Source organism: Bacillus cihuensis, assembly GCF_000504145.1.
GTDB lineage: Bacteria > Bacillota > Bacilli > Bacillales > DSM-1321 > Peribacillus > Peribacillus huizhouensis.
This window is the reverse complement of the sequence record NZ_AYSD01000010.1, coordinates 1-23,535: the sequence shown is the minus strand read 5'-3', so window position 1 is coordinate 23,535 and position 23,535 is coordinate 1. Positions and strand designations below refer to the sequence as shown.

The following is a 23,535-nucleotide window of genomic DNA, read 5'->3' as shown; positions in this document are numbered from 1 at the left end:
AACACCTCTATTTAGTTAGTTCTTCGATTAATTTCTCCTCGCTCCACACTTCAATGCCTAAACTCTCTGCTTTTGTTAACTTAGAACCCGCAGCTTCTCCTGCAACGACTAAATCCGTTTTCTTACTGACACTTCCAGCAACATTGGCACCTAAGGCTTCTAATTTCCCCTGAGCCTCACTCCGCGTTAGTTGATGAAGCTTTCCAGTCAGTACAATGGTTTTTCCAGCAAAAAAGCTATCAATTGCATGAACTGCAACAGGTCTTGCACCTTTATATTCGAGATTTACTCCCGCTTTTTGCAATTCAATTATTAATGCTTGAACTTCTTCAAGTTCAAAATAAGCGACAATCGAGTCTGCCATCTTATCACCAATTTCATTAATAGCTGTTAAATCTTCACGGCTTGCACTACTTAATGCAGCAATTGTTATAAATTCTTGTGCTAATGTTTTCGCTGCCTTTGCCCCAACATGACGGATGCCCAAACCAAATAATAATTTTTCTAGTGAATTACTTTTGGAGGCTTCAATTGCTGTGATTAGATTATTGACAGACTTTTCACCCATCCGCTCTAAGCCTAACAACTGCTCATGAGTTAATTTATATAAATCGGCAACATCTTGTATGAGTCCCTCACTAAATAACTGACTGATTACTTTTTCTCCAAGACCGTCAATATTCATTGCGTTACGTGATACAAAGTGAATCAATCCTTCACGAATCTGAGCCGGACATTTTGGATTGATACAACGGAGAGCGACTTCCTCTTCAAGTCGGACAAGCTCACTTTCACATTCAGGACAATGGGTTGGCATGCTAAATTCAATCTCTTCTCCTGTACGTCGATCTACTAAGACATTGACAACTTCAGGGATGATATCTCCAGCTTTTTTGATGATAACTTGATCGCCAATTTTGATATCTTTTTCCCTTATCAAATCTTCATTATGAAGACTAGCTCGCTGAACCGTTGTCCCAGCTACTCTAACTGGTTCAAGTATAGCAGTGGGCGTTACCACCCCTGTCCGCCCTACACTAAGTTCAATATCTATCAGCTTTGTATTCACTTCTTCTGCCGGAAATTTATAGGCGATTGACCAACGAGGGCTTTTCGCTGTCCTTCCTAATTCTTCTTGTTGTTGCAGTGAATTAACCTTAATTACAATGCCATCAATGTCATACGCCAAGTTTGGACGCTTCTCTACCCAGCTCTCTACATATTCTAATACTTCTTCGATCGATGTACACGTTTTTCGTTCTTGATTTGTTTTAAAACCAAGACGATCCAGTAATTCAAGGCCCTCACTATGAGTCTCAACACCCAAATTCTCTACGTTAGCAATCGCGTAAAGAAAAATATCAAGCTTCCGTTTAGCTGCAAGCTTCGGATCAAGCTGCCTAAGAGAGCCTGCTGCTGCGTTGCGTGGATTCGCAAACGGCTCTTCATTTTGTTCTTCCTTTACCTTGTTTAATGTTTCGAATGACTTCTTCGGCATAAACGCTTCTCCGCGAACTTCGATTGTATAAGGTTCTTTAAGTTTTAAAGGGATGGACTTAATGGTCTTGAGGTTTTCAGTGATATCCTCCCCAATCGTGCCATCACCACGCGTAGCTCCAAGCCTAAAGTACCCGTTCTCATATTGAAGCGTAATCGCCAGTCCGTCGATTTTCAGTTCGCATACATAGGAAATCGAGTCACCAACCGCCTGTCGTACTCTTCGATCAAAATCCCGTAAATCTTGTTCATTAAATGCATTGCCAAGACTTAGCATAGGACTTGTATGTTCTACCTTCTCGAACATTTCGAGTACGGCACCACCCACACGCTGTGTCGGTGAATCCGGTGTTCTCAATTCAGGAAATTGAGCTTCGTATTCAATCAATTCTCTTAGAAGCTGATCGTATTCCGCATCTGAGACAGACGGCTGATCTAAAACATAATATTCATAGCCGTATTGATTCAATAGCGTTTGTAATTCAGTAACTTTTCTTGCAGCTTGCTGCATATCCATATATCCAGCCCTTCCTCTTATACTTTTTCAATAGGTGCAAACTTAGCAAGTAGACGTTTAATCCCAGTTGGACTTGGGAAAGCAATGTCTAATTCTTTGCCTTCACCTTCACCCTTCACACTAACAACCGTTCCAGTTCCCCATTTTTTATGGGCAGCCTTATCGCCAACCTGCCAGCCTATTTCATCCCCACCTGTTGCGTTCGGCTGAGCAACAACTTTACCAAATGAAGGTGTACGTCTTGAACCACCTGATAGGATTGGTTTGGAAGAACTTAAACCTGATTTTTTTGGTTTTGGTTTCATATCTTCTACAAGTTCTTCTGGAATTTCAGCAATAAAGCGTGAAACTGGATTCATATTCGTACGACCAAACAATGTCCTCATTTGGGCATTTGTTAAATATAACTCTGATTCTGCACGTGTAATGCCCACATAAGCCAACCTGCGTTCTTCTTCCATTTCTTCTTCATCCATCAATGAACGACTATGTGGGAATACCCCTTCTTCAAGCCCTAGTAAAAATACAACTGGAAATTCCAGCCCTTTTGCAGAGTGCAATGTCATTAGCGTCACTGAATCCTGAGCTTCCTCTGTATCATCTAGTTGATCAATATCCGCTACTAGAGCAAGATCCGTTAAAAAACCAACTAAGGATTTATCATCATTACTTTGTTCAAACGATTTAGTTACAGATAAAAATTCATCGATATTTTCTAGGCGGCTTTGTGACTCAATTGATTTTTCTGCTTGAAGCATTTCACGGTACCCTGTTTTTTCAATCACCTCTTCAACAAGCTCGGTAACAGACAAATATTCTTGTTGATTCGTATAGGTATGAATTAAATCGCGGAATTCACGTGCTGCTTTAGTGATTTTTGGACTTAAGCCGATCATATCAATATCCTGGAGAGCTTGATACATCGAACCATCTGTCATTGCCGCATAATCAGCAACTTTATCAAGTGAAGTAGCCCCGATTCCACGTTTTGGTACATTAATGACCCTACGTAAGCTGATATCGTCATCTGGATTGGCAATCAATCGTAAATAAGCAAGGATGTCTTTAATTTCTTTACGATCGTAGAACTTAATTCCTCCCACAATGGTATACTGCAGGTTGGATTTTAATAAAACTTCCTCCATAACCCGTGACTGGGCGTTTGTTCTATATAGGATTGCAATATCAGATAATTTTCTAGCACTGTCTCGAACTATTTCGTTAATCTTCCCAGCAACAAACTGTGCTTCGCCTTGTTCACTGTCAGCACGGAAATACCTAATTTTATTCCCATCCATATTTTCCGTCCAAAGATTCTTCGGCTTCCGATTGCGGTTATTATCAATTACTTTATTTGCAGCCTCTAAAATTTTCTTTGTTGACCGATAATTCTGTTCAAGAAAAATCATCGTTGCGTTTGGGTAGTCTTTTTCAAATGATAAAATGTTGGCGATATCCGCACCACGCCAGCGATAGATGGATTGGTCGCTATCCCCAACAACGCATAAATTTCGGAATCGTGAAGCGAGAAGTTTCACGAGCATATATTGAGCTCGGTTCGTATCTTGATACTCATCAACGTGAATATACTGGAATTTCCGCTGATAATATTCAAGAACTTCTGGTACACGCTGAAATAACGTGATGGTCAACATAATTAAATCATCGAAATCGAGTGCTTGGTTCTTTCTAAGCCGTTTCTGATATTCCGTGTAGACATCTGCTGCAACATTCGTATAGAAGTCACCTGCTGTTTTATGGTATTCCTCAGGAGTTACGAGTTCGTTCTTTGCTGAACTAATCGTTCCTAAAAGCGCGCGATAATCATATTTCTTAGGATCGAGGTTTTTGTCTTTCAAGATTTGCTTAATAACTGATTGTTGATCGGTTGTGTCTAAAATGGAAAAGTTGCGATTATAACCGATTCGATCGATATCACGTCTTAATATCCGTACACACATAGAGTGGAAGGTACTGATCCAAATCTCATCTGATGCTCCGCCAAGGATGCCACGTATCCGTTCTTTCATTTCACGGGCTGCCTTATTCGTGAAAGTAATCGCCAAAATATTCCACGGCGCAACTTCCTTTTCTACCATTAAATATGCAATTCGATGCGTAAGTACCCTTGTCTTACCACTTCCTGCTCCAGCCATGATGAGGAGTGGCCCATCTGTTGCCTTCACTGCTTTTTGCTGTTGATCATTTAAACCTTTTACTAATTTTTCTGCTAAAAATTGCATGAAAGCACCACCTTCCGAACATTTGTTCTTTTATTGTACTATAGCCTGACTATATTTTAAAGAATCATCTATTTCACAGCTGTAACTGTCTCAAGTGCTGCCTTTAGATTGTCATAGATAATATTCCCAACTACAACAACATCAGCAAACTCTGCCATTTCTTTTGCTTGAGCAGCTGTTTCGATTCCACCGCCATAGAAGAAAATAGTCTCTTTTAAGTTTTGTTTTGTCTTCTTCACTACTTTTGGATCGCCATACATCCCACTGTATTCCAGATAGAAAATCGGCAGGTGAAACATTTTTTCTGCCATCATGGCATATGCAGCAATATCATCCTCATCAAGATTCGTATCCGCATCCGTCAGTTTAGCTGCTTTACAATCTGGATTTACAATGCAGTACCCTTCCACAAACATTTCAGACCAATCCATGATTTCACCATATTCCTTTACAGCCTGTTGATGTAATCGCATCATCCATTTTGAATCTTTGCTGTTTAATACACTGGGGATGAAATACAAATCAAATCCTGGGGTAACTGTTTCAACAGATGACACCTCAAGGACACAAGGAACCGTGTATCGTCTGACTCTTGCCATCAAATCTAACACATTTTCAAGAGTAACACCGTCTGTTCCCCCGATTAGAATAGCGTCAGTACCCGACTCACAAATACTTTCTAAATCTATATCATTTATCTCTTTATTAGGATCTAGCTTAAACACATGCTTCCACTTACGAAAATCGTACATCTTATATCCTCCATTAAAATTTCTCATAGCCCCATTATAGCATTAAGATTTTTGATAAAAAAAGTTTTATAAGAAACAACATAATAGCTAACCAATTCAAGCAGGTATGATTTTTTTAGTCAAAATTGAGCACACGCCGGTATCTAATTGAATCTATAGTTTCAAACCGGATTCCCTATGTTAGACACGCTAAGACAGCATAACCAATTGTGCCCTAGGATACACCAAAATTCATTATAAAGTGAAACCTCAATCAGTGGGTGTTTTCTTCAACCCTTACTGATTGTTAATCCCGTTTTCTGTCGCTAAGATAACAGCCGTAAGTTTTACTGTATCTCACCAATCGTGATTTTACTAAAAGGCGAGAAGACTGCTTTAAGGAAAGCCTACTAAGAATGCTCACGTCCTGTGTGTAACATAGACGCCATCACATTCCGTTATAGTCCGCAAAGCAAAGCATAAGCTGGGGGTGTTACTGCCCGTTAATACGGGATAAAAGATAGATCGTTATGGTTATACTCTGAAAAAAATAAAAAAGCCAGGGAATCTCTCCCCCGACTCTTCCTAAAAAAATACTACTGAATGATCGACTGATTTGCTTATTCTTCTACAGACTCTTTCTTAATTCGATCCAATGCCATAGTATAAGCATCATTCCCATAATTTAAGCATCGTTTCACACGCGATATCGTCGCTGTACTAGCACCCGTATCGGTTTCAATTCGATGATACGTTTTACCTTCTTGGAGCATGCGCGCTACTTCAAGACGTTGTGAAAGAGATTGTATTTCATTGACTGTACATAAATCGTCAAAGAATCGATAGCATTCTTCGAGATCTTTTAGAGAAAGTATAGCTTCGAAAAGCTGATCAAGACCTTTTCCCCTTAATTTATCAATTTGCATAGTTTTGCCCCCTAGTTTTCTTGAACACCAAGTTGGACAAGCTGGCTAATTCCAGGCTTATCCGGCAAAACATTCACCCATGTTTTGCCTGGTACCAAACCAACTTCTTTTCCATTTTCCATTGGAATAATTCGACCTTCACTATTTTCCCATTGAATTTCATTCCATTTACCTTTTTGCAGTAAATACGCCTTTCCACCCACTTTTAAATCAATATCGCGCCTTCCAACACGATCTATGACTTTATGAGGAGCTTCGATAATAAAAATATTGTCTATCTTAATTGGCGTTTCATCTTTGTATTCAATCGTTTGTTGATTATTAGAATATCTGGAGTACGTCTCTGATTGTTCATCATACGAAAATTCGACATCAAATAAGGATGATCCATAAGAAATCTGCACTGAAGAAGCAGGTTCACCTTGCAAATGCTCCATTTCGGATTTCTCCAAAAATGTAAAGGGTTTAGGCTTTTCTGTCAAATCATATGAATTTTGCTGGGAACCTAATTCGATGTTCTCAAAAGTAATATAGGAATTATGAGGTGCCTTCCGCTCACTCGAACGTTTGAAAAGCGTTCCATCATACTGTAAACCATTCAAATGGTCAATATATCCCTGATCAAGCATTTCTTTAGCATCCGGGCTATTTCCGTGACATACATAAACACAATCTAACCCTTTTGCTAATTTAATAAAGTAATCTCGAGCGCTGCGAACCGGTCCAACCTCTTGTGGCATTTCACTTTGATAAACTGCTAGGAAACGTGTTACTTCTGCTTCCGCATACATTTCGTAGACAATATCTGCTTTTGAAAGGCCAGATTGCGGCCGTGCTTTCGGGTGATTATTAATCATTACAGCAATTGCTCTATGTTCGGTATCATCGTTCGTTGCAATGCCTGTTAAAGGGAATAAGTTTGTATACTGATCACTGTCAGCTGGTTCTTGAGCCGCCGTTTCATCTTGCCCGACAATTTCACTTGAAGAATTATCGATCGGCCGATCGGTCTTAGCTTCTTTTTTTAGACATCCACTCATTAATAACATAACAGCAAACAGAATAAGCGGTAAACTTTTTTTCATTCCTGTACACTCCCTACCAGTTTCCAGGATAATTTCTTAAAAAAGTCTTCTTTTACATTTTAACGCATTATTGTAGGAAAGAGAACTGTTTTATTCATTATATCATACATGCCCGTTGGGGTTACACGGATGTACGGAAGATGTGTAGCCGAGAAAAACAACAATGTGTATATTGGATCAGAAAAAACATATCCTCTTTCCTGAAGCAGTTGTTTCAATTCCTTTTCCTCTTTAATTAGCTCTGGCATTGATTTTTCAGAAATCAGTCCTTTTAATGCTAAGCGCATTTCAAAAATGATTTCCCCTTGCTCAGCTATTACAATTCCTCCGCCTATTTCCTTCATCCTCTGAAAAGCAAGAAGCATATCTTCTTTTCGTTTTCCAATTAGGACAATGTCCCCCGTATTCGAATACGTGCTTGCAAACCCGCATAATTGATTGGCAAAGCCTTTGACCATCGTATTAATTCTCCACTCTCCACAACGATCGATCATCACAAAATAGCATTCATCATGTTCAAATGACAGATTTCCATCTGAGTAATCTGATGTAATCGAGTATGGTTTCGTAATCACATCATTGATCATTTCAAAACCGAAAGGCATCGAAAACTCTAAATCATTACTATCTAATTCCCAATCCAACTGTAATTCCCCAAAACCATATTCAGCCCAATGAATAACGGATGAATCATCAAGTTCCACCCCGTCACGTTTCACCCATTTCCCTTTCGCTAGAACAGAAACAGGAGCCGGTTCCGTTTCACTGCGAAGGAAATTAATATTGGCCACTCTACCTGTTGCAATATTTCCATGTAAGTACTCGATATTATAATAGCGGGCAACATTAATTGTCGCCATATTATAGGCATCTATAATCGGAACACCCTGTTCAATTGCGATTTTAATCATAACATCAATGAAACCCCTTTCATAAAACAAGGGCGGTGAACCATCCGTCGTAAAGAAGAAATTGTCGTATTGATCAATCCCAAGCTCGTGTATTTGTTTCAATATATTCTCCAAGTCTGGCCGGATTGAAGAATTTCTCAAAGAAACCGTGTATCCTTGCATTAATCGTGACAATACTTCTTTTCCTGTCATCGCTTCATGATCGCAATCAGCGCCAAATAACATCATTTTTGCTAGCGTTTTTTCCGACGCTCCAGGGAAATGGCCTTCTATTTGTTTTCTCATCCGCTTTGCTTCTTGAATCCAATGAAGCATCATATCATCTCCAGCAAGCAGCCTTGGCCATGCTGTCAGCTCGCCCCCTTGTAGAACAGCATCATGTTCTAGCCATGCTTTTACATCACCATGAGTAAAAATCGTTTCTTCATTACGCAGTTCAGTTTGCCCGTCAAACCTACACCACCAGTACATACTCGAAGGGATATTTCGCAATTCTTTCAATAAAGAAAACGCTTTCTTTTTTTCTAATTGCAAAAACAGCATCAAATTATCATTAATCAAAGTCGTTGTTCCAAAATACGACGCATAACGAGCTAATGTCTGGGGATTATATAATTGAAATGGATGCGAATGGGGCTCGATATAGCCGGGAACCAATAAGCTATCTTGGCAATCAACAATTTCGCAATGGTCTAATTTGTCAGGAAGGTTTTCCCCTACATAGACGATGCGATCATCATAAATCCAAATATTTGCTTTTATCCACTTTCGTAATGACTGATTTAAATACGTTGCATTTTGTAGAAGAATATGTGGAGCTCTGTTTCCGTCAAGTACATCTACATGCTCTCGCAAATGTTTATTCTTCCATCGATAACGTTGCTCTAACAAGAAGATCCCTCCCAATTTTAGATTTATCTACTATATTTATGTTAAAAAATCATGTAAAGAATTAGAAATAAGTAGTATTCACCCATTTTTTATAATCCTAACATATTTAATGAGTTAATACATTAAAGTTTTGTTAAATAATGTGAATAATTTATGAAAGGTGTTTGTCTAGTATGAATAACAAAACCAATATCAGTATCCTAAACGCGTTACTCAGAATCACTTGTGGATTTACTCTCTTGGCATGGTCGATTTCAAAAATGTCAAGAAAACCATGGAATGAATCCTATTTAGTTGTGGCTATGTTTTCTAGTATGAAAATCGGAGAAGGGATTCTTCGTTTTTGTCCTGTTGTTGCGCTCTATGAAAAATGTCAAGGAACATTACGTGGGGAACATAGCATCATCAAAAAAGGAGTGCCCTTATTGACTCAAATGGGAATGGGGAATGACCTTATTTCAGATAATGACAATACAGAAACTTAAAAAAGGTACAATGAAGGTCAGATAGGGTCAAACCCCGCAACAACTAAATCCAGTATAAGATACGTGTATAAAACACTACCTACTGATTTAGAGTGCGAGGTCCGACCCTTATGACGTTCTAATTCTTTGGGATACCCTTTATTTAGCCACTAAGATGGCTCGATAACCAATGTCTTTTCTCCAGAATAATTCTTGGGTAGGAATCTTTTCTAATTCTTTGTAAACCTTCGCCTGTGCGCTTAGAAGATCCGTTCCCTTTGCGGCAACAAGTAGTACTCGACCACCGTTTGTTATAAATTCACCATTATCATTTTTCGATGTACCTGCGTGATAAATATCAACATCTTGACTTATTTCCTCTAGACCGGAGATCAGTGCTCCTTTGACATATTCACCTGGGTAACCAGCTGCTGCGACTACAACCCCGATTACAGATTCACCGTCCCATTCAAGCTCGTAGTCCTTCCCGTTTAAGACAGCAAGAAGCGTTTCAACAAAATCATTCTTTAGTCTTGGCAAGACCACTTGAGTTTCTGGATCGCCGAAACGTGCATTAAACTCAATCACTTTTGTGCCTTTATTCGTAGCAATTAACCCTGCATATAAAACACCCGTGAAAGAACGCCCCTCAGCAACAAGTGCAGAAGCTGCCGGCTTTACAATTTGTTCAACCGCCGCAGCAACCATGTCTTCTGGAATTTGAGGAACAGGCGAGTATGCACCCATTCCACCTGTATTCGGACCGGCATCACCATCATAAGCCCGCTTATGATCTTGAGCGATGACCATTGGATAAACTTTCTCTCCATTTACAAATGCCATTAATGAAAATTCCTCACCTTCTAGGAATTCCTCGATGACAACTTGTGCAGAAGCTTCACCGAATTTCTCATCAACTAACATTTCATGTAATGCTTCCAGTGCCTCTTCCATCGTGTGGGCAACGACTACCCCTTTCCCAGCTGCAAGTCCATCCGCTTTTATCACAATTGGAACACCAATTTCAGATAAATATGTTTTTGCTGACTCGATATCTGTAAAAGTTTCATATGAAGCAGTAGGAATTTCATATTTTTTCATTAAATCTTTTGCAAAGGTTTTACTACCTTCAATGATTGCTGCTAATCTATCAGGTCCGAATACCTGTAGGCCAGCTGCTTTAAATTCATCGACAATTCCATTCACCAAAGGTGTTTCGGCTCCAATAATAGTTAAAGTAACATTCTGTTCTTTAGCAAACACAATCAGTTCCTTATGATTATTTTCATCGATTTGAACGAGCTCTGCCACATCCTCCATACCTGGATTACCTGGAGCTACGAATACTTTATGAACCTGCTTGCTTTCAAATAGTTTCTTTGCTAGTGCATGTTCACGGCCACCCTTGCCAACAACTAACACGTTCATGGAATCACCTCTTTCTAATATTAAAAACTATTAACCTAGTTGATACAAAACGAATATGGCGTTAGAACGCCACCATTTACAACATGTAGCACGCTATACTTGCCTAATCAATAGCACGGTGCGTAGCCAGTTTTTGAAGTACCTTCTTAATAAAGTACGTATATCTGCAAAGTAGATTGCTATATTAGTAAGTTGCGAAGCCCCGTCAAAAAACTTAGTGTTTAAAGTGGCGAACACCTGTAAACACCATGGTAATGCCGTATTCATCTGCCTTTTTAATCGAGTCTTCATCACGGACGGATCCACCAGGTTGAATGATAGCTGTGATACCAGCAATAGCCGCCGCTTCAACAGTGTCATCCATTGGGAAAAATGCATCAGAAGCGAGAGCCGCACCTTTTGCTTTTTCGCCAGCTTGTTCTAAAGCAATCTGCGCTGCTCCCACGCGGTTCATCTGTCCAGCACCGATACCGTATGTCATCTGTTCACCGCTAACGACAATTGCATTAGATTTCACGTGTTTTACGATTTTCCAGCCTAGTTTCATTGCTGCCCACTCATCTTCTGATGGTTGGCGTTTCGTCGGGATTGTTATGGATGCATGTTCTAAGCCATAAGTATCCAAATCTTGAACAAGTAATCCCCCTTGAATAGATGTTGTTTTTCGTTCGGTTTTTTGCTTGCCGTCGAAAGCTACTGTTAACAGACGAATATTCTTTTTCTCAGTTAAAATCTCGAGAGCTTTATCGGAAAAGTGAGGAGCAATGATTATTTCAAGGAAAATTTCGCGAAGCATTTCAGCTGTTTCTTGGTCCACTTCACGATTTAAAGCGATAATACCACCAAAAATGGACGTAGAATCTGCTTCATACGCTTTTTTAAACGCTTCAGCAACCGAATTGCCAACCCCAACTCCACATGGATTCATATGCTTAACAGCAACAGCTGCTGGCTCTTCAAATTCTTTAACGATCTGTAATGCGGCATCAGCATCATTAATATTGTTATATGACAGTTCTTTACCGTGCAATTGTTGTGCATACGCAACAGAAAAAGTTGAACCTAATGGCTTCTGATAAAATGCAGCTTGTTGATGCGGATTTTCACCATATCGGAGTGATTGTTTTAACGTATAAGTGAGAGTTAAACTTTCAGGATTTTCTTCCTCTGCAAGCTTTGTCATGTACTCAGATATTACCGCATCATAGGAGGCTGTATGGCGGAATACTTTTGCAGCAAGTTTTCGTTTCTTTGCAGCCGAAACATCTCCATTTTCAGTAAGCTCGCTAAGCACTGCTTCATAATCTGTTGGGTCCACAACAACTGTTACAAATTCATGATTCTTAGCAGCTGAACGGAGCATCGTTGGACCGCCAATATCAATATTCTCAATCGCATCTTCAGGAGTCACATCGGGTTTCGCGATCGTCTCTTGGAATGGATACAAATTGACACAAACGAGATCAATTGGTTGAATATGATGTTCTTCTAATTGAGCTTGATGTGCATTATCATTCCTTCTTGCCAATAATCCGCCGTGAACATTTGGATGCAACGTTTTAACCCTACCATCCAAAATTTCAGGAAAATCTGTTACATCACTAACCCCTATTACGTCAATTCCATTTTCTACAAGCGTTTTTTTCGTGCCCCCAGTAGATATGATTTCAAAGCCCGCCTCTTTAAGACCAATTGCAAATTCTACGATACCTGTCTTATCTGAAACACTGATTAATGCACGTTTTGCCATAATTACTCCTCCTTATAAGAACAACCGTCACCAATCCTTGACTGCAAAAAATTGATGATTTTAAACATCCCTTTATTAGCCAAGGTAACACGCATGAATCTAAAGGGTGTCCGATAAGAGTCTGACCTCGAATTATCAATCAGTATGTAGTGTATCTTATACTGTCATTCGTTGTTGCGAAGTCTGCCTCTTTGCTTTTAAGACACCCTCAAATGACCACGTGTATCTTATAGAAATTCTTTACTCAACAATCCTGTTATACTTTCAAATTAATGAGCAGAGATCAATTTCTCCTGCATAAACAGCTGTTGAAGCACCTCTGGATAGGTGGTATGCTCTGCTTTTTGAATTCGTTCTTGTAAACGATCTCTCGTATCATTTGCAAGGACCTCAATTTCTTTTTGGGCAATAATAGGACCTGTATCCATTCCTGCATCCACATAATGAATTGAAAGGCCAGTTACCTTTACACCAGCATCGAACGCTTGACCAATTGCATCTTTACCAGGAAAAGCTGGCAATAAAGATGGATGGATATTTACGATTGCTTCAGGATATTCCTGTAAAAGTGTCGGTCCAATCAATCGCATATATCCTGCTAAGACAATAAATTCAACAGCCTTAGATTTAAGTTGTTTCACGATTTCCAGTTCAAATGCTTCTTTGTCATGAAAAGACTTTGGAGAAAAGCAAAAACTTTCAATCTTCTCTTTTTTGGCTCTTTCTAAAACAAATGCGGATTCTTTATCACAGACAAGTAAACGGATGTCCGCTGCGAGCGTACCAGCCTTAACCGCATCCACGATTGATTGAAAGTTACTTCCGTTTCCCGATGCAAATACCGCTATTTTTTTCATGATTCACCCGTAATACTTACACCAGGTTGACTGATGACCGTACCAATTTGATACGCCACTTCACCGTGTTTTTCAAAAAAGGCTAGAAGCTCTGACGCCTCTTCCTGCTTCACCACAAGAGCCATTCCGACACCCATATTGAAAATATTGTACATATCCTCACGACTAATGTTTCCTTTTTCTTCAATAAGAGTGAATATCGCCGGAATCTCCCAAGATCCTGACTTTATCTCGATTCCTAAATTTTCAGGCATCATTCTTGGTAAATTCTCAATAAATCCACCGCCAGTTATATGAGCCATCCCTTTAATTTCAAACTCACTCAACGCCGCTAAAATTGGCTTCACATAAATTTTAGTAGGCTTTAAAAGCTCTTCTCCTAGTAAACAGCCAAGCTCAGGAATAAATTCATTTACGTCCATTTCAGCGTCTTCTAATAGAACTTTACGTACAAGCGAATAGCCATTACTATGGATACCGCTTGACGCTAATCCGATAAGACAATCACCTTGGTTGATTTTCTGACCTGTAATCAGTTTCGTCTTTTCACATGCTCCCACTGTAAAGCCAGCTAAATCATATTCTTCCTCACTGTACATACCAGGCATTTCAGCAGTCTCACCACCGATTAATGCACAACCTGCTTGCTCACAGCCTTCTGCAATCCCTTTTACAATGCTTTCAATTTTCTCAGGCTCTGCTTTTCCACAAGCAATATAGTCTAAAAAGTAAAGTGGCTCAGCTCCTTGAACCACGATATCGTTCACACACATAGCCACACAATCAATCCCAATGCTGTCATGCTTATTCATCATCATGGCAAGCAATAACTTCGTTCCCACTCCATCCGTTCCTGAAACAAGGACAGGCTCCCGTAAGTTCAATTGTGATAAATCAAACATGCCGCCAAAACCACCAAGCCCACTCAACACTCCTGGACGCATCGTTTTCTGAACATGCTTTTTCATGCGTGATACCGCTTCATAACCAGCTTCAATATCGACTCCCGCCGCTTTATACGCATTCGACATGGTCATCATCCTCCTTCATTCAACTTTATACAGTCGCTGACTGCTCATTAGCATATATTTCTGTCGGATAATTCCCAGTAAAGCACGCGAGACATTGTCCTCGACTCTCGCCTTCAAACGGTCTTCCAATCGCTTCAACCATTCCCTCAACACTTAAGAATGTAAGCGAATCTGCTCCGATGATCTCCCGAATTTCTTCAACTGAATTTTCAGAGGCGATTAATTCTTCACGACTTGATGTATCAATCCCATAAAAACAAGGGTTCTTAATCGGAGGAGAACTGATTAGTACATGTACTTCCTTAGCACCAGCTTCCTTCAGCATCGTGACAATCCGCTTACATGTCGTACCTCGTACAATGGAATCATCAACCATAACAACCCTTTTTCCATCCACAACACCGCGTACTGCAGAGAGCTTCATTCTCACACCCTGTTCTCTTAGAGATTGAGAGGGCTGAATAAAAGTACGACCTACATATCTATTTTTAATTAGCCCCATTTCATAAGGAATGCCACTTGCCTCTGCATAACCTATGGCAACGGAGTTCCCTGAATCTGGAACACCTGTTACGACATCTGCTTCAATTAATTTTTCTACTGCTAGCTGTTTACCAAGGTTTTTCCTTGCTGTATGAACATTAATTCCATCGATATTGCTGTCTGGACGGGAAAAATAAATATATTCCATCGTACACATTGCACGCTGTGAAGACATGACGAAACGTTCGCTTTTAATCCCGTCATCATTAATGACAAGGAGCTCTCCAGGTTCAATATCACGGATAAATTCCGCACCGACAATATCAAATGCACATGTTTCAGATGCTATAACATAAGCACCGCCCAAGATACCTAGAGATAAGGGTCTAAGTCCGTTCGGGTCTAGAGCAACGAGCATTTCTGTTTCTGTCATAATCAAGAAAGCATAAGCCCCTTTTAACGAGCTTAATCCGTTCGTAACACGGCTTTTCAAATCTGAAAAACCGCCTTTACGAATCAAATGTGCTAATACCTCTGTATCAGATGTACTATGAAAGATGCTTCCTTGCGCTTCAAGCTGTGCCTTCAATTGACTTGCATTCACAATGTTGCCGTTGTGGGCAAGTGCCATGGCTTCACTTTGGAAATTGAATAAAAATGGTTGGACGTTTTCATAACCGCCTCCGCCTGCCGTTGTATATCGAACATGGCCGATTGCAGCATTTCCGGATAAATTCTTCATTTTCTCAGCGGTAAACACTTCCGTGACCAATCCTTCACCCTTCATCCCTGTCAACTTTCCATCCTTAGCCAGAACCATTCCTGTACCTTCTTGACCACGGTGCTGCAGACTATGCAAACCATAATAGGTGATTTGTGCAGCATCTGGGTGTCCCCAAATGCCAAACAAACCACATTCTTCATTTAATCCCTTTAATTCAGCAAGCATGGGATCGCCCCTCTCCAAGCAGCTTCTAATTCTTGAACGCTAGCGTCTATCACTAGACCGTCCTGCTTGTGGGAAATTGTCAATACTCCATTATTGTTTACTTCACCAATGCAATAACTATCTTGAACCATTCTTTCAAATGCTTCGCGATTCTCAGGAGATACGGATACTACAAATCGGGACTGTGTTTCGCTAAATAACTCCGTAATGGCCTCATTTTCAACAATTACACGTGCTCCTAAATTTTCGGTTCCAAAGAGAGCCTCAGAAAGAGCGACCGCTAATCCGCCTTCTGCAACATCATGTGCAGAAGCAACATACCCACTTTGGATTGCAAGTAAAAGCTGCTTTTGACGTTGTTGTTCTATTTCTAAATCAATGGACGGCGATTGACCATAGATTTTTCCTTCAATCATTTTTTGCAATTCGCTACCACCAAATTCTTCTTTCGTCTCACCAATCACATAGATTAGGTCCCCAGAATTTTTAAATTCTTGGGTAGTGATATGGGAAAGGTCATGTACAAGTCCCACCATTCCTATAACAGGTGTTGGATAAATGGCTTCACCATTTGTTTCATTGTAAAGAGACACATTTCCGCCAATAACTGGTGTGCTTAATTGTCGACACGCTTCACTTATTCCGTCTGCAGCTTTCTCAATTTGCCAGAAAATCTCCGGCCTTTCAGGATTCCCAAAGTTCAAGTTATCGGTAACCGCTAACGGTTCTGCTCCGGAACAGACGATATTACGTGCCGCTTCAGCAACGGCAATTTTCCCGCCTACTTCTGGATCTAAATAAAGGTAACGAGAATTACAATCCGTCGTCATCGCAAGTGCTTTATTCGTCTCACGAATTCGAACGACTGCAGCATCTGAACCTGGAGCTACAACGGTACTTGTTCGTACCATATAATCATATTGATTGTAGACCCACTCTTTACTTGCAATTGTCGGTTGAGACAATAGATTGATAAGGGTTTCTTTAAAATCAACAACATTTGGAACTTCAATTTTCATTGCTTGAAAATCTCTGTACAATTGAGGTTCGCTTGATGGCTTATGGTACACAGGAGCATCCTCTGCTAATGCATCAACAGGAACATTCGCTACAACATTGCCTTTATGAGTAAGCTTTAGATATTTCTCTTCCGTTACCACACCTACAGCAACTGCTTCCAAATCATATTTAGAAAATAAATCTGTAATTTCCTGTTCGCGTCCTTTTTTAACGACAATCAGCATCCGCTCTTGTGATTCTGACAGCATCATTTCATACGCAGTCATCCCAGTTTCACGTTGTGGCACAAGATCAAGGTTCATCTCAATCCCTGAACCAGCTTTAGAGGCCATCTCTGCCGAAGAACTTGTAAGTCCTGCCGCTCCCATATCCTGAATCCCGACAAGGGCATCATTATGGATTAATTCAAGACATGCTTCAAGAAGCAGCTTTTCCATAAACGGATCGCCCACTTGTACAGCAGGACGATTTTCATCAGATGATTCAGTCAATTCTTCAGAAGCAAACGTCGCCCCATGAATCCCATCACGTCCAGTTTTCGCCCCTACATACATGACCGTATTGCCGACTCCGCGCGCTTGCCCTTTTTGAATATCTTCATGGTTAATCAAACCAACACACATGGCATTTACAAGCGGATTTCCCTCGTAAGAAGGATCGAATTGAATCTCGCCACCAACTGTTGGGATACCGATACAATTCCCATATCCAGCAATACCTGCAACGACTTCTTTAAATAAATATTTGACACGTGCATTATCCAACTCACCGAAACGAAGTGAATTCAGAATCGCAATTGGACGGGCACCCATTGAAAATACGTCGCGAATGATGCCGCCGACACCTGTTGCCGCTCCTTGATAAGGCTCAATCGCAGAAGGGTGATTATGGCTTTCAATTTTAAAAACAACCGCCTGACCGTCTCCAATATCAACAATCCCCGCACCTTCACCAGGTCCTTGAAGGACTTTTTCCCCAGTTACCGGGAACTTTTTTAAAACGGGCTTGGAATTTTTATACGAACAGTGCTCTGACCACATTACTGAAAATAAACCGGTTTCTGTATAATTCGGCGTACGGCCCAGGATGTTTTCTACCATCGCAAATTCTTCATCCGAAAGACCCATCTCTGCATACACACGCTGTGATCTAATTTTTTCCGGGCTTGGTTCAAGCATTAACGACATGGTTTTCCCTCCAATTTCTTACGATTGATTGAAATAATTTTAATCCATCTGCACTTCCAAGTAATTTATCAACTGCGCGCTCGGGATGTGGCATCATTCCCAAAACATTTCCATTTTCATTCGTGATTCCTGCAATCCCTTCAAGACTGCCATTCGGATTTTCACCGTCATACGTAAATACAATCTGATTGTTTTGCTTTAAAAGTTTCATAGTTTCTTCATCGCAATAGTAATTCCCTTCACCATGGGCGATTGGAATTGTAATAGTTTCACCTATTTCATAGCCACTCGTAAACATTGTTTTATTATTCTCAACTACTAGCTGAGCTGGTTTACAAATAAACGCTAACTCCCGATTTCTTCTCATCGCACCTGGCAGTAGCCCTGCTTCGAGTAAGATTTGAAATCCGTTGCATACACCTAATACAGGCACTCCTTCGTTCGCCGCTTTAACCACTTCACCCATCACGTTAGAAAAACGAGCTATGGCGCCAGTACGAAGGTAATCGCCATATGAAAATCCTCCAGGCAATAAGATGCCATCAAAACCAGCTAGGCTGTCTGCTGTATGGGGCACATATTCTACCTCTTCACCCAATTCATCCTTAATTGCATGGAACATATCAATATCACCGTTGGAGCCTGGAAACACAATTACAGCAAATTTCACAGCGAGACAACCTCCTCGATTTCATAACGGTAATCTTCAATAACCGTATTTGCTAACAGACGCTCGCACATTTCTTTTACTAGAGCATCAATATCCTGATTATTTTTTTCAATTGTCAATTCCATGTATTTACCAATTCTCACATCTGACACCGTATCGTAAGACATGCTGTGTAAAGAAGATTTAACCGCTGTTCCTTGTGGATCTAAGACACTTTCTCTTAACGTGATATATACCTTTACTTTATACATGCTTTTAGACCTCCGAGTTTTGAATAGATTTTTTCATAGGCTTCCACTACATTTCCTAAATCGCGGCGGAATACATCCTTATCGAGCTTTTCTTCCGTTTTTCCGTCCCATAATCGGCACGTATCTGGAGATATTTCATCCGCTAACACAATTTCACCATCTGCAAACTTGCCAAATTCTAGTTTAAAATCAATTAAACGAACTCCTATTTCATTAAAAAAGCTTGATAAAATTGCATTCACATCTAAAGCTTTTTGTTTCAAAATCTGAACTTCCTCTTCAGACGCTAGCATCAATTCTTTAATATGGTCCTCTGTTAACAATGGATCACCGAGCATATCATCTTTGTAATAAAATTCGATGAGTGCCTGCTTTAACGGCTGTCCTTCAGGCAATCCAAGGCGTTTAGATAAGTTTCCTGCTACTACATTTCGTACGACAACTTCAAGGGGAATAATGGAAACCCTTTTTACAAGTTGCTCTGTTTCGGAAATTTGCTTGATAAAGTGAGAAGGGATACCAGCTTCTTGAAGCTTTAAAAATAGCAAACTAGTAATTCCATTATTCAGCACACCCTTACCGGCGATTTCTGCTTTCTTTTCACCATTGAAGGCCGTCAGTGAATCTTTATATTCTACCCAGACAACTTCTGAATTCTCTGTTGCATAAATTCTCTTAGCCTTTCCTTCATAAAGCAATTCTCGCTTTTCCATCTATGAGGCCCCCATAATAAAGAATATTGGCAATTTTTAAGATACACTTAGGATTTGCTGCCAGTAAATAACCGGCAGCGTTCCTATTTACAGACCTAAACGATCAAAAATCATATCAACTTGCTTCAAATGGTGATGATAATCGAAGCAATCATCTAATTCTTCTTTTGTCAGCAAGCTTGTAATTTTGTCATCTTGTTCAAGCAAACTACGGAATGGAACTTGTTTCTCCCATGCCTCCATCGCTTTTGGCTGAACCGTATCATATGCTTCTTCACGTACAAGACCTTTATCAATTAATGTAAGCAATACACGCTGTGAATAAATCAAACCAAGCGTACGATCCATATTGCGCTTCATATTTTCCGGGTATACCGTTAAATTTTTCACAATATTCCCAAATCGATTTAACATATAATTCAATGCAATCGTTGCATCAGGTAGAATGATTCTTTCCGCCGATGAATGGGAGATATCACGCTCATGCCATAATGGAACATTCTCATACGCGGTCATCATATATCCACGAATGACACGTGCAAGTCCGGTCATGTTCTCAGAGCCAATCGGGTTCCGTTTATGCGGCATAGCAGATGAGCCCTTTTGTCCTTTTGCAAAAAATTCTTCCACTTCACGTGTTTCGCTTTTTTGCAATCCGCGAATCTCAACTGCAAATTTTTCAATGCTTGTCGCAATCAATGCAATGATACTTAGATAATGAGCATGACGGTCCCTTTGCAGCGTTTGTGTAGAAATCGGTGCTGCTTCAAGCCCTAATTTTTCACAAACGTATTTTTCAACAAAAGGATCGATATTAGCAAATGTACCAACTGCTCCCGACATTTTTCCTACCTCAATGCCTTTTACCGCTTCTTTAAAACGCTCTAAGTTACGCTTCATTTCTTCATGCCATAACGCTAATTTCAAGCCAAATGTTGTCGGCTCTGCATGCACCCCATGTGTACGTCCCATCATGACCGTATATTTATTTTCCTGCGCTTTATTTTTCAAAATATCGACAAATCGCTCTAAGTCAGCTAGTATTATTTCGTTTGCTTGTTTCAGGATATAAGAAAGAGCAGTATCAACAACATCGGTTGATGTCAATCCGTAATGAACCCATTTCCTTTCTTCACCTAACGTTTCTGAAACCGCTCTCGTAAAAGCAACGACATCATGACGCGTTTCTTCTTCTATTTCTTTAATGCGATTAATATCAAAAGACGCATTTTCCCGAAGTAGTGCAACATCTTCTTTAGGTATGGCACCCAGTTCTGACCATGCTTCACAAGCAAGTATCTCTACTTCAAGCCATGCTTTAAATCGGTTTTCTTCCGTCCAAACCGCTCCCATTTCTGGGCGTGTATAACGTTCAATCATCGCATTGCCTCCGTTTCGGCTTGTTACTTATTCCAAATTCCACTTTGTTTAATCTCATCCAACGCTTGCTCAACTGAGTTTCGCAAAACATTTACATGACCCATTTTCCGTTTCGGACTAGCTTCACTTTTTCCGTATAGATGAATCTTCCAATCTGCTAACTCTGGGATTGCATGAAGGACATCTTCTAAATGTTCGCCAAGTATATTTACCATCACGACAGGCTTTAACAAATCTGTCTTACCTAATGGCCAGTTGCAGACAGCTCGGATATGTTGCTCAAATTGCGAAGTTTGGCACGCTTCCATCGTATAATGACCAGAATTATGAGGTCTTGGTGCCAACTCGTTTACTATAATCTCATCCTCATCAGTTAAAAACATCTCAACCGCAAGCGTACCTACAAGGTTCATGTTTTCAGCCAGCTGTAAAGCCAACTGCAACGCTCTTTGTGAAGCTTTCTCACTTATTCTTGCTGGAACAATGCTTTTGTGCAAAATATTCTCTTGATGAATATTTTCCGCAACAGGGAAATGCTCAATCTCACCATTTGATTTTCTAGTGATAATTACAGATATTTCTTTTGCAAAAGGAATCCATTTCTCTACTACACAAATCCCATTTTCTAAAAGGTTGCCAACAAAAGCTAGATCGGACTCTTCACGTAAAACAAGCTGCCCTTTACCATCATAGCCTCCACGCGCAGTTTTTAACACACATGGGTAGCCCAAATTGTCGATTGTATCATAAACATCGTTCAAGGTCTCTGCGATACCATATGGAGCTACAGGGACACCTGCTTTGGAAATCGCCGCTTTCTCTGTTACGCGGTCCTGAGTAATTTTTAACAGTTCCGCTCCTTGCGGCAGATAACTATTCTCTTTCAACCACGCTAAAGCTTCAAAACTCACATTCTCGAATTCATAAGTGATAACATCGCTCACTTCTGAAAGTTTTTTTATCGAATCTAAATCATCATAAGCACCATTTATTTCAATATCCGCAACTTGCCCACATGGACAATCTTTTGTCGGATCCAAAACTGCAATACGAAACCCCATTGCCTTTGCAGATAAAGCCATCATTCTTCCCAACTGGCCGCCACCAATAATCCCGATTGTTTGTCCTGGTAAAATTACTTTATTTAAGCTGTTCACTGCTACTTAGCACCTTTTCCTTTGTTTCATTTCGAATGGCTTCTAATTTGTCTGCAATTCCAGTATCACTGCTACCGAGAATTTGAGCAGCCAACAGGCCAGCATTAACAGCTCCAGCTTTTCCAATAGCTACTGTAGCGACTGGTACCCCCCCAGGCATCTGTACGATAGAAAGCAGTGAATCCATTCCGTTTAATGCCTTCGTTTGTACGGGCACTCCAATAACAGGCAATGTCGTTTTGGCTGCTGTCATACCAGGTAAATGAGCAGCTCCGCCAGCTCCAGCTATAATGACTTTAATGCCTCTTTCTCGTGCACTCTCTGCGTAATCAAACAATAAGTCTGGTGTTCGATGTGCAGAAACTACCCGTTTCTCATATGGAATATTTATTTGATCTAACGCTTCACAAGCATGTTTCATCGTCTCCCAATCAGAAACACTTCCCATTATTACACCAACCTGTGCTTTCACTGTCTTCCCCCCAAACTTTTATTAGAAGCTATATTATATATGAAATGAAAAACCGGGCAGTCCTTTTCTACATACAAGAGAAAGGAACCTGCCCGGGATGATTAGCCCTTTCTTACCAAAGGACATACATATCCTGAATAAAGGAATCACTTTCTCTCATAGTCCAATAATTTACGGTTATTGGGTAGAAACTTTTGGGCCATATTCCCAAGGATTATATGAGAGATATTAAGTTCACTATCATCTTAACAATCGATACATCTTACGTCAAGTTTAAAATCGAATATTATAAAAAAATGATTACATAATGTTCGTGTTTTACTCGTTTAACAACGCTTCAAAGACAATTTTTCGAGAGACAGGCTTATAAACGGTCTCTCCTTTTTCCTTTTCTTCGGCAAAAATCGGTTTTTCTATCCTTTTGATAGGGGAATAACCTGCCGATTTAATTCGATCCAGACAAGCATCAATGCTTTCTCCTTCTTCCACTTCAAAAACTTCCTTCTTTTTTTTATTCACAAAACCGTTCCTTTCAAAAAGAATTTTTCTTTTCATTTTTTGATTTCCTTTTCTAAACTATACCAAAAAGTCACTTTTCATGAAAATTTATTAACTGTCGCGTTATTTCGTAAGACCCTAAATTTTATTCTGGTAATCTTTATATAATATCCCATCCTGAATATATTAACCGTCAGCTAATTCTAAAGCCTAAGAATGTCCAAAAGTAACTCATGAGGTCGGATCTTTACATTTACATTAGATGCGGACATCAAATTAAGTGCTCCATGAATTCACACAAGGTGAAACTTCAACTAGGGAGGTGTTACTAGCCGTTAATGCGTGATAAATAAAATTTCTAAACAGCAAAAAAGACCAGCTAAAATTAGCTGGTCTCTTGAATTGCTTGGCGGCGTCCTACTCT

The 23,535-nt window shown here is 40.0% G+C and carries 20 protein-coding genes and 1 riboswitch; of the genes, 1 reads left to right on the top strand and 19 read right to left on the bottom strand.

Translation table 11 applies throughout. The features are described from left to right. Positions 1–7: 7 nt before the first annotated feature. The 6 genes from ligA to V179_RS0100080 form a co-directional block, all read right to left on the bottom strand. Complete coding sequence (gene ligA / locus V179_RS0100105; protein ID WP_028389715.1) at positions 8–2,014, bottom strand: NAD-dependent DNA ligase LigA; 2,007 nt, start codon at positions 2,012–2,014, stop codon at positions 8–10. A gap of 17 nt (positions 2,015–2,031) precedes the next feature. Then, positions 2,032–4,257, bottom strand: a complete 2,226-nt coding sequence (gene pcrA / locus V179_RS0100100) for a DNA helicase PcrA (RefSeq protein ID WP_028389714.1) — start codon at positions 4,255–4,257, stop codon at positions 2,032–2,034. Positions 4,258–4,325: 68 nt separating this feature from the next. Continuing rightward, the gene (gene pcrB / locus V179_RS0100095; RefSeq protein ID WP_028389713.1) at positions 4,326–5,009 is read right to left on the bottom strand and encodes a heptaprenylglyceryl phosphate synthase; all 684 of its coding nucleotides are present in this window, start codon (positions 5,007–5,009) and stop codon (positions 4,326–4,328) included. Positions 5,010–5,608: 599 nt separating this feature from the next. Further along, positions 5,609–5,914 (bottom strand): YerC/YecD family TrpR-related protein, encoded by a 306-nt coding sequence (locus tag V179_RS0100090; protein WP_028389712.1) that lies wholly within the window; start codon positions 5,912–5,914, stop codon positions 5,609–5,611. 11 nt (positions 5,915–5,925) lie between these two features. Continuing rightward, positions 5,926–6,999, bottom strand: a complete 1,074-nt coding sequence (locus tag V179_RS0100085; protein WP_028389711.1) for a DUF3048 domain-containing protein — start codon at positions 6,997–6,999, stop codon at positions 5,926–5,928. Positions 7,000–7,058: 59 nt separating this feature from the next. Beyond that, positions 7,059–8,801 (bottom strand): adenine deaminase C-terminal domain-containing protein, encoded by a 1,743-nt coding sequence (locus tag V179_RS0100080; protein WP_028389710.1) that lies wholly within the window; start codon positions 8,799–8,801, stop codon positions 7,059–7,061. A 173-nt stretch (positions 8,802–8,974) separates the two neighbouring features. Here V179_RS0100080 and V179_RS29465 point away from each other — a divergent pair, with 173 nt between their 5' ends. Then, positions 8,975–9,286 (top strand): YgaP-like transmembrane domain, encoded by a 312-nt coding sequence (locus V179_RS29465; RefSeq protein WP_084552146.1) that lies wholly within the window; start codon positions 8,975–8,977, stop codon positions 9,284–9,286. Positions 9,287–9,424: 138 nt separating this feature from the next. Here the strand turns inward: V179_RS29465 and purD are convergent, their stop codons facing one another. The 13 genes from purD to V179_RS0100010 all read right to left on the bottom strand — a co-directional run bounded on the left by purD (position 9,425) and on the right by V179_RS0100010 (position 23,168). Beyond that, positions 9,425–10,693 carry a phosphoribosylamine--glycine ligase gene (gene purD, locus V179_RS0100070; protein WP_028389709.1) on the bottom strand — a complete coding sequence of 423 codons (1,269 nt, stop codon included), beginning with the start codon at positions 10,691–10,693 and terminating at the stop codon, positions 9,425–9,427. 214 nt (positions 10,694–10,907) lie between these two features. Continuing rightward, positions 10,908–12,443 (bottom strand): bifunctional phosphoribosylaminoimidazolecarboxamide formyltransferase/IMP cyclohydrolase, encoded by a 1,536-nt coding sequence (purH, locus tag V179_RS0100065; RefSeq protein ID WP_028389708.1) that lies wholly within the window; start codon positions 12,441–12,443, stop codon positions 10,908–10,910. A 269-nt stretch (positions 12,444–12,712) separates the two neighbouring features. Beyond that, a complete protein-coding gene (gene purN / locus V179_RS0100060) occupies positions 12,713–13,300 on the bottom strand; it encodes a phosphoribosylglycinamide formyltransferase (RefSeq protein WP_028389707.1) in 588 nt (195 codons plus the stop codon). Beyond that, positions 13,297–14,331: a phosphoribosylformylglycinamidine cyclo-ligase gene (purM, locus tag V179_RS0100055; RefSeq protein WP_028389706.1), complete on the bottom strand. Its 1,035-nt coding sequence runs from the start codon at positions 14,329–14,331 to the stop codon at positions 13,297–13,299. Before purM ends, purN begins: the two co-directional genes overlap by 4 nt. A 25-nt stretch (positions 14,332–14,356) precedes the next feature. Then, positions 14,357–15,763, bottom strand: coding sequence for an amidophosphoribosyltransferase (purF, locus tag V179_RS0100050; RefSeq protein ID WP_028389705.1), 1,407 nt, complete (start codon positions 15,761–15,763; stop codon positions 14,357–14,359). Continuing rightward, positions 15,748–17,970, bottom strand: a complete 2,223-nt coding sequence (purL, locus tag V179_RS0100045; RefSeq protein ID WP_028389704.1) for a phosphoribosylformylglycinamidine synthase subunit PurL — start codon at positions 17,968–17,970, stop codon at positions 15,748–15,750. Before purL ends, purF begins: the two co-directional genes overlap by 16 nt. After that, the gene (purQ, locus tag V179_RS0100040) at positions 17,954–18,640 is read right to left on the bottom strand and encodes a phosphoribosylformylglycinamidine synthase subunit PurQ (protein WP_028389703.1); all 687 of its coding nucleotides are present in this window, start codon (positions 18,638–18,640) and stop codon (positions 17,954–17,956) included. The genes purL and purQ overlap by 17 nt, the downstream gene beginning before the upstream one ends. Beyond that, entirely contained in the window at positions 18,637–18,891 is a 255-nt protein-coding gene (purS, locus tag V179_RS0100035) for a phosphoribosylformylglycinamidine synthase subunit PurS (protein WP_028389702.1), read from the bottom strand. Before purS ends, purQ begins: the two co-directional genes overlap by 4 nt. After that, positions 18,879–19,604 (bottom strand): phosphoribosylaminoimidazolesuccinocarboxamide synthase, encoded by a 726-nt coding sequence (gene purC / locus V179_RS0100030; RefSeq protein ID WP_028389701.1) that lies wholly within the window; start codon positions 19,602–19,604, stop codon positions 18,879–18,881. Before purC ends, purS begins: the two co-directional genes overlap by 13 nt. Positions 19,605–19,691: 87 nt before the next feature. Next, positions 19,692–20,984, bottom strand: coding sequence for an adenylosuccinate lyase (gene purB, locus V179_RS0100025; protein WP_028389700.1), 1,293 nt, complete (start codon positions 20,982–20,984; stop codon positions 19,692–19,694). 23 nt (positions 20,985–21,007) lie between these two features. Next, positions 21,008–22,141: a 5-(carboxyamino)imidazole ribonucleotide synthase gene (purK, locus tag V179_RS0100020; protein ID WP_028389699.1), complete on the bottom strand. Its 1,134-nt coding sequence runs from the start codon at positions 22,139–22,141 to the stop codon at positions 21,008–21,010. Further along, a complete protein-coding gene (gene purE, locus V179_RS0100015) occupies positions 22,125–22,613 on the bottom strand; it encodes a 5-(carboxyamino)imidazole ribonucleotide mutase (protein ID WP_028389698.1) in 489 nt (162 codons plus the stop codon). Before purE ends, purK begins: the two co-directional genes overlap by 17 nt. Before the next feature lie 139 nt (positions 22,614–22,752). Then, positions 22,753–22,855, bottom strand: a riboswitch (purine riboswitch). Between the two features lie 76 nt (positions 22,856–22,931). Further along, positions 22,932–23,168, bottom strand: a complete 237-nt coding sequence (locus V179_RS0100010; RefSeq protein ID WP_051404770.1) for an NETI motif-containing protein — start codon at positions 23,166–23,168, stop codon at positions 22,932–22,934. Between the last annotated feature and the right edge of the window lie 367 nt (positions 23,169–23,535).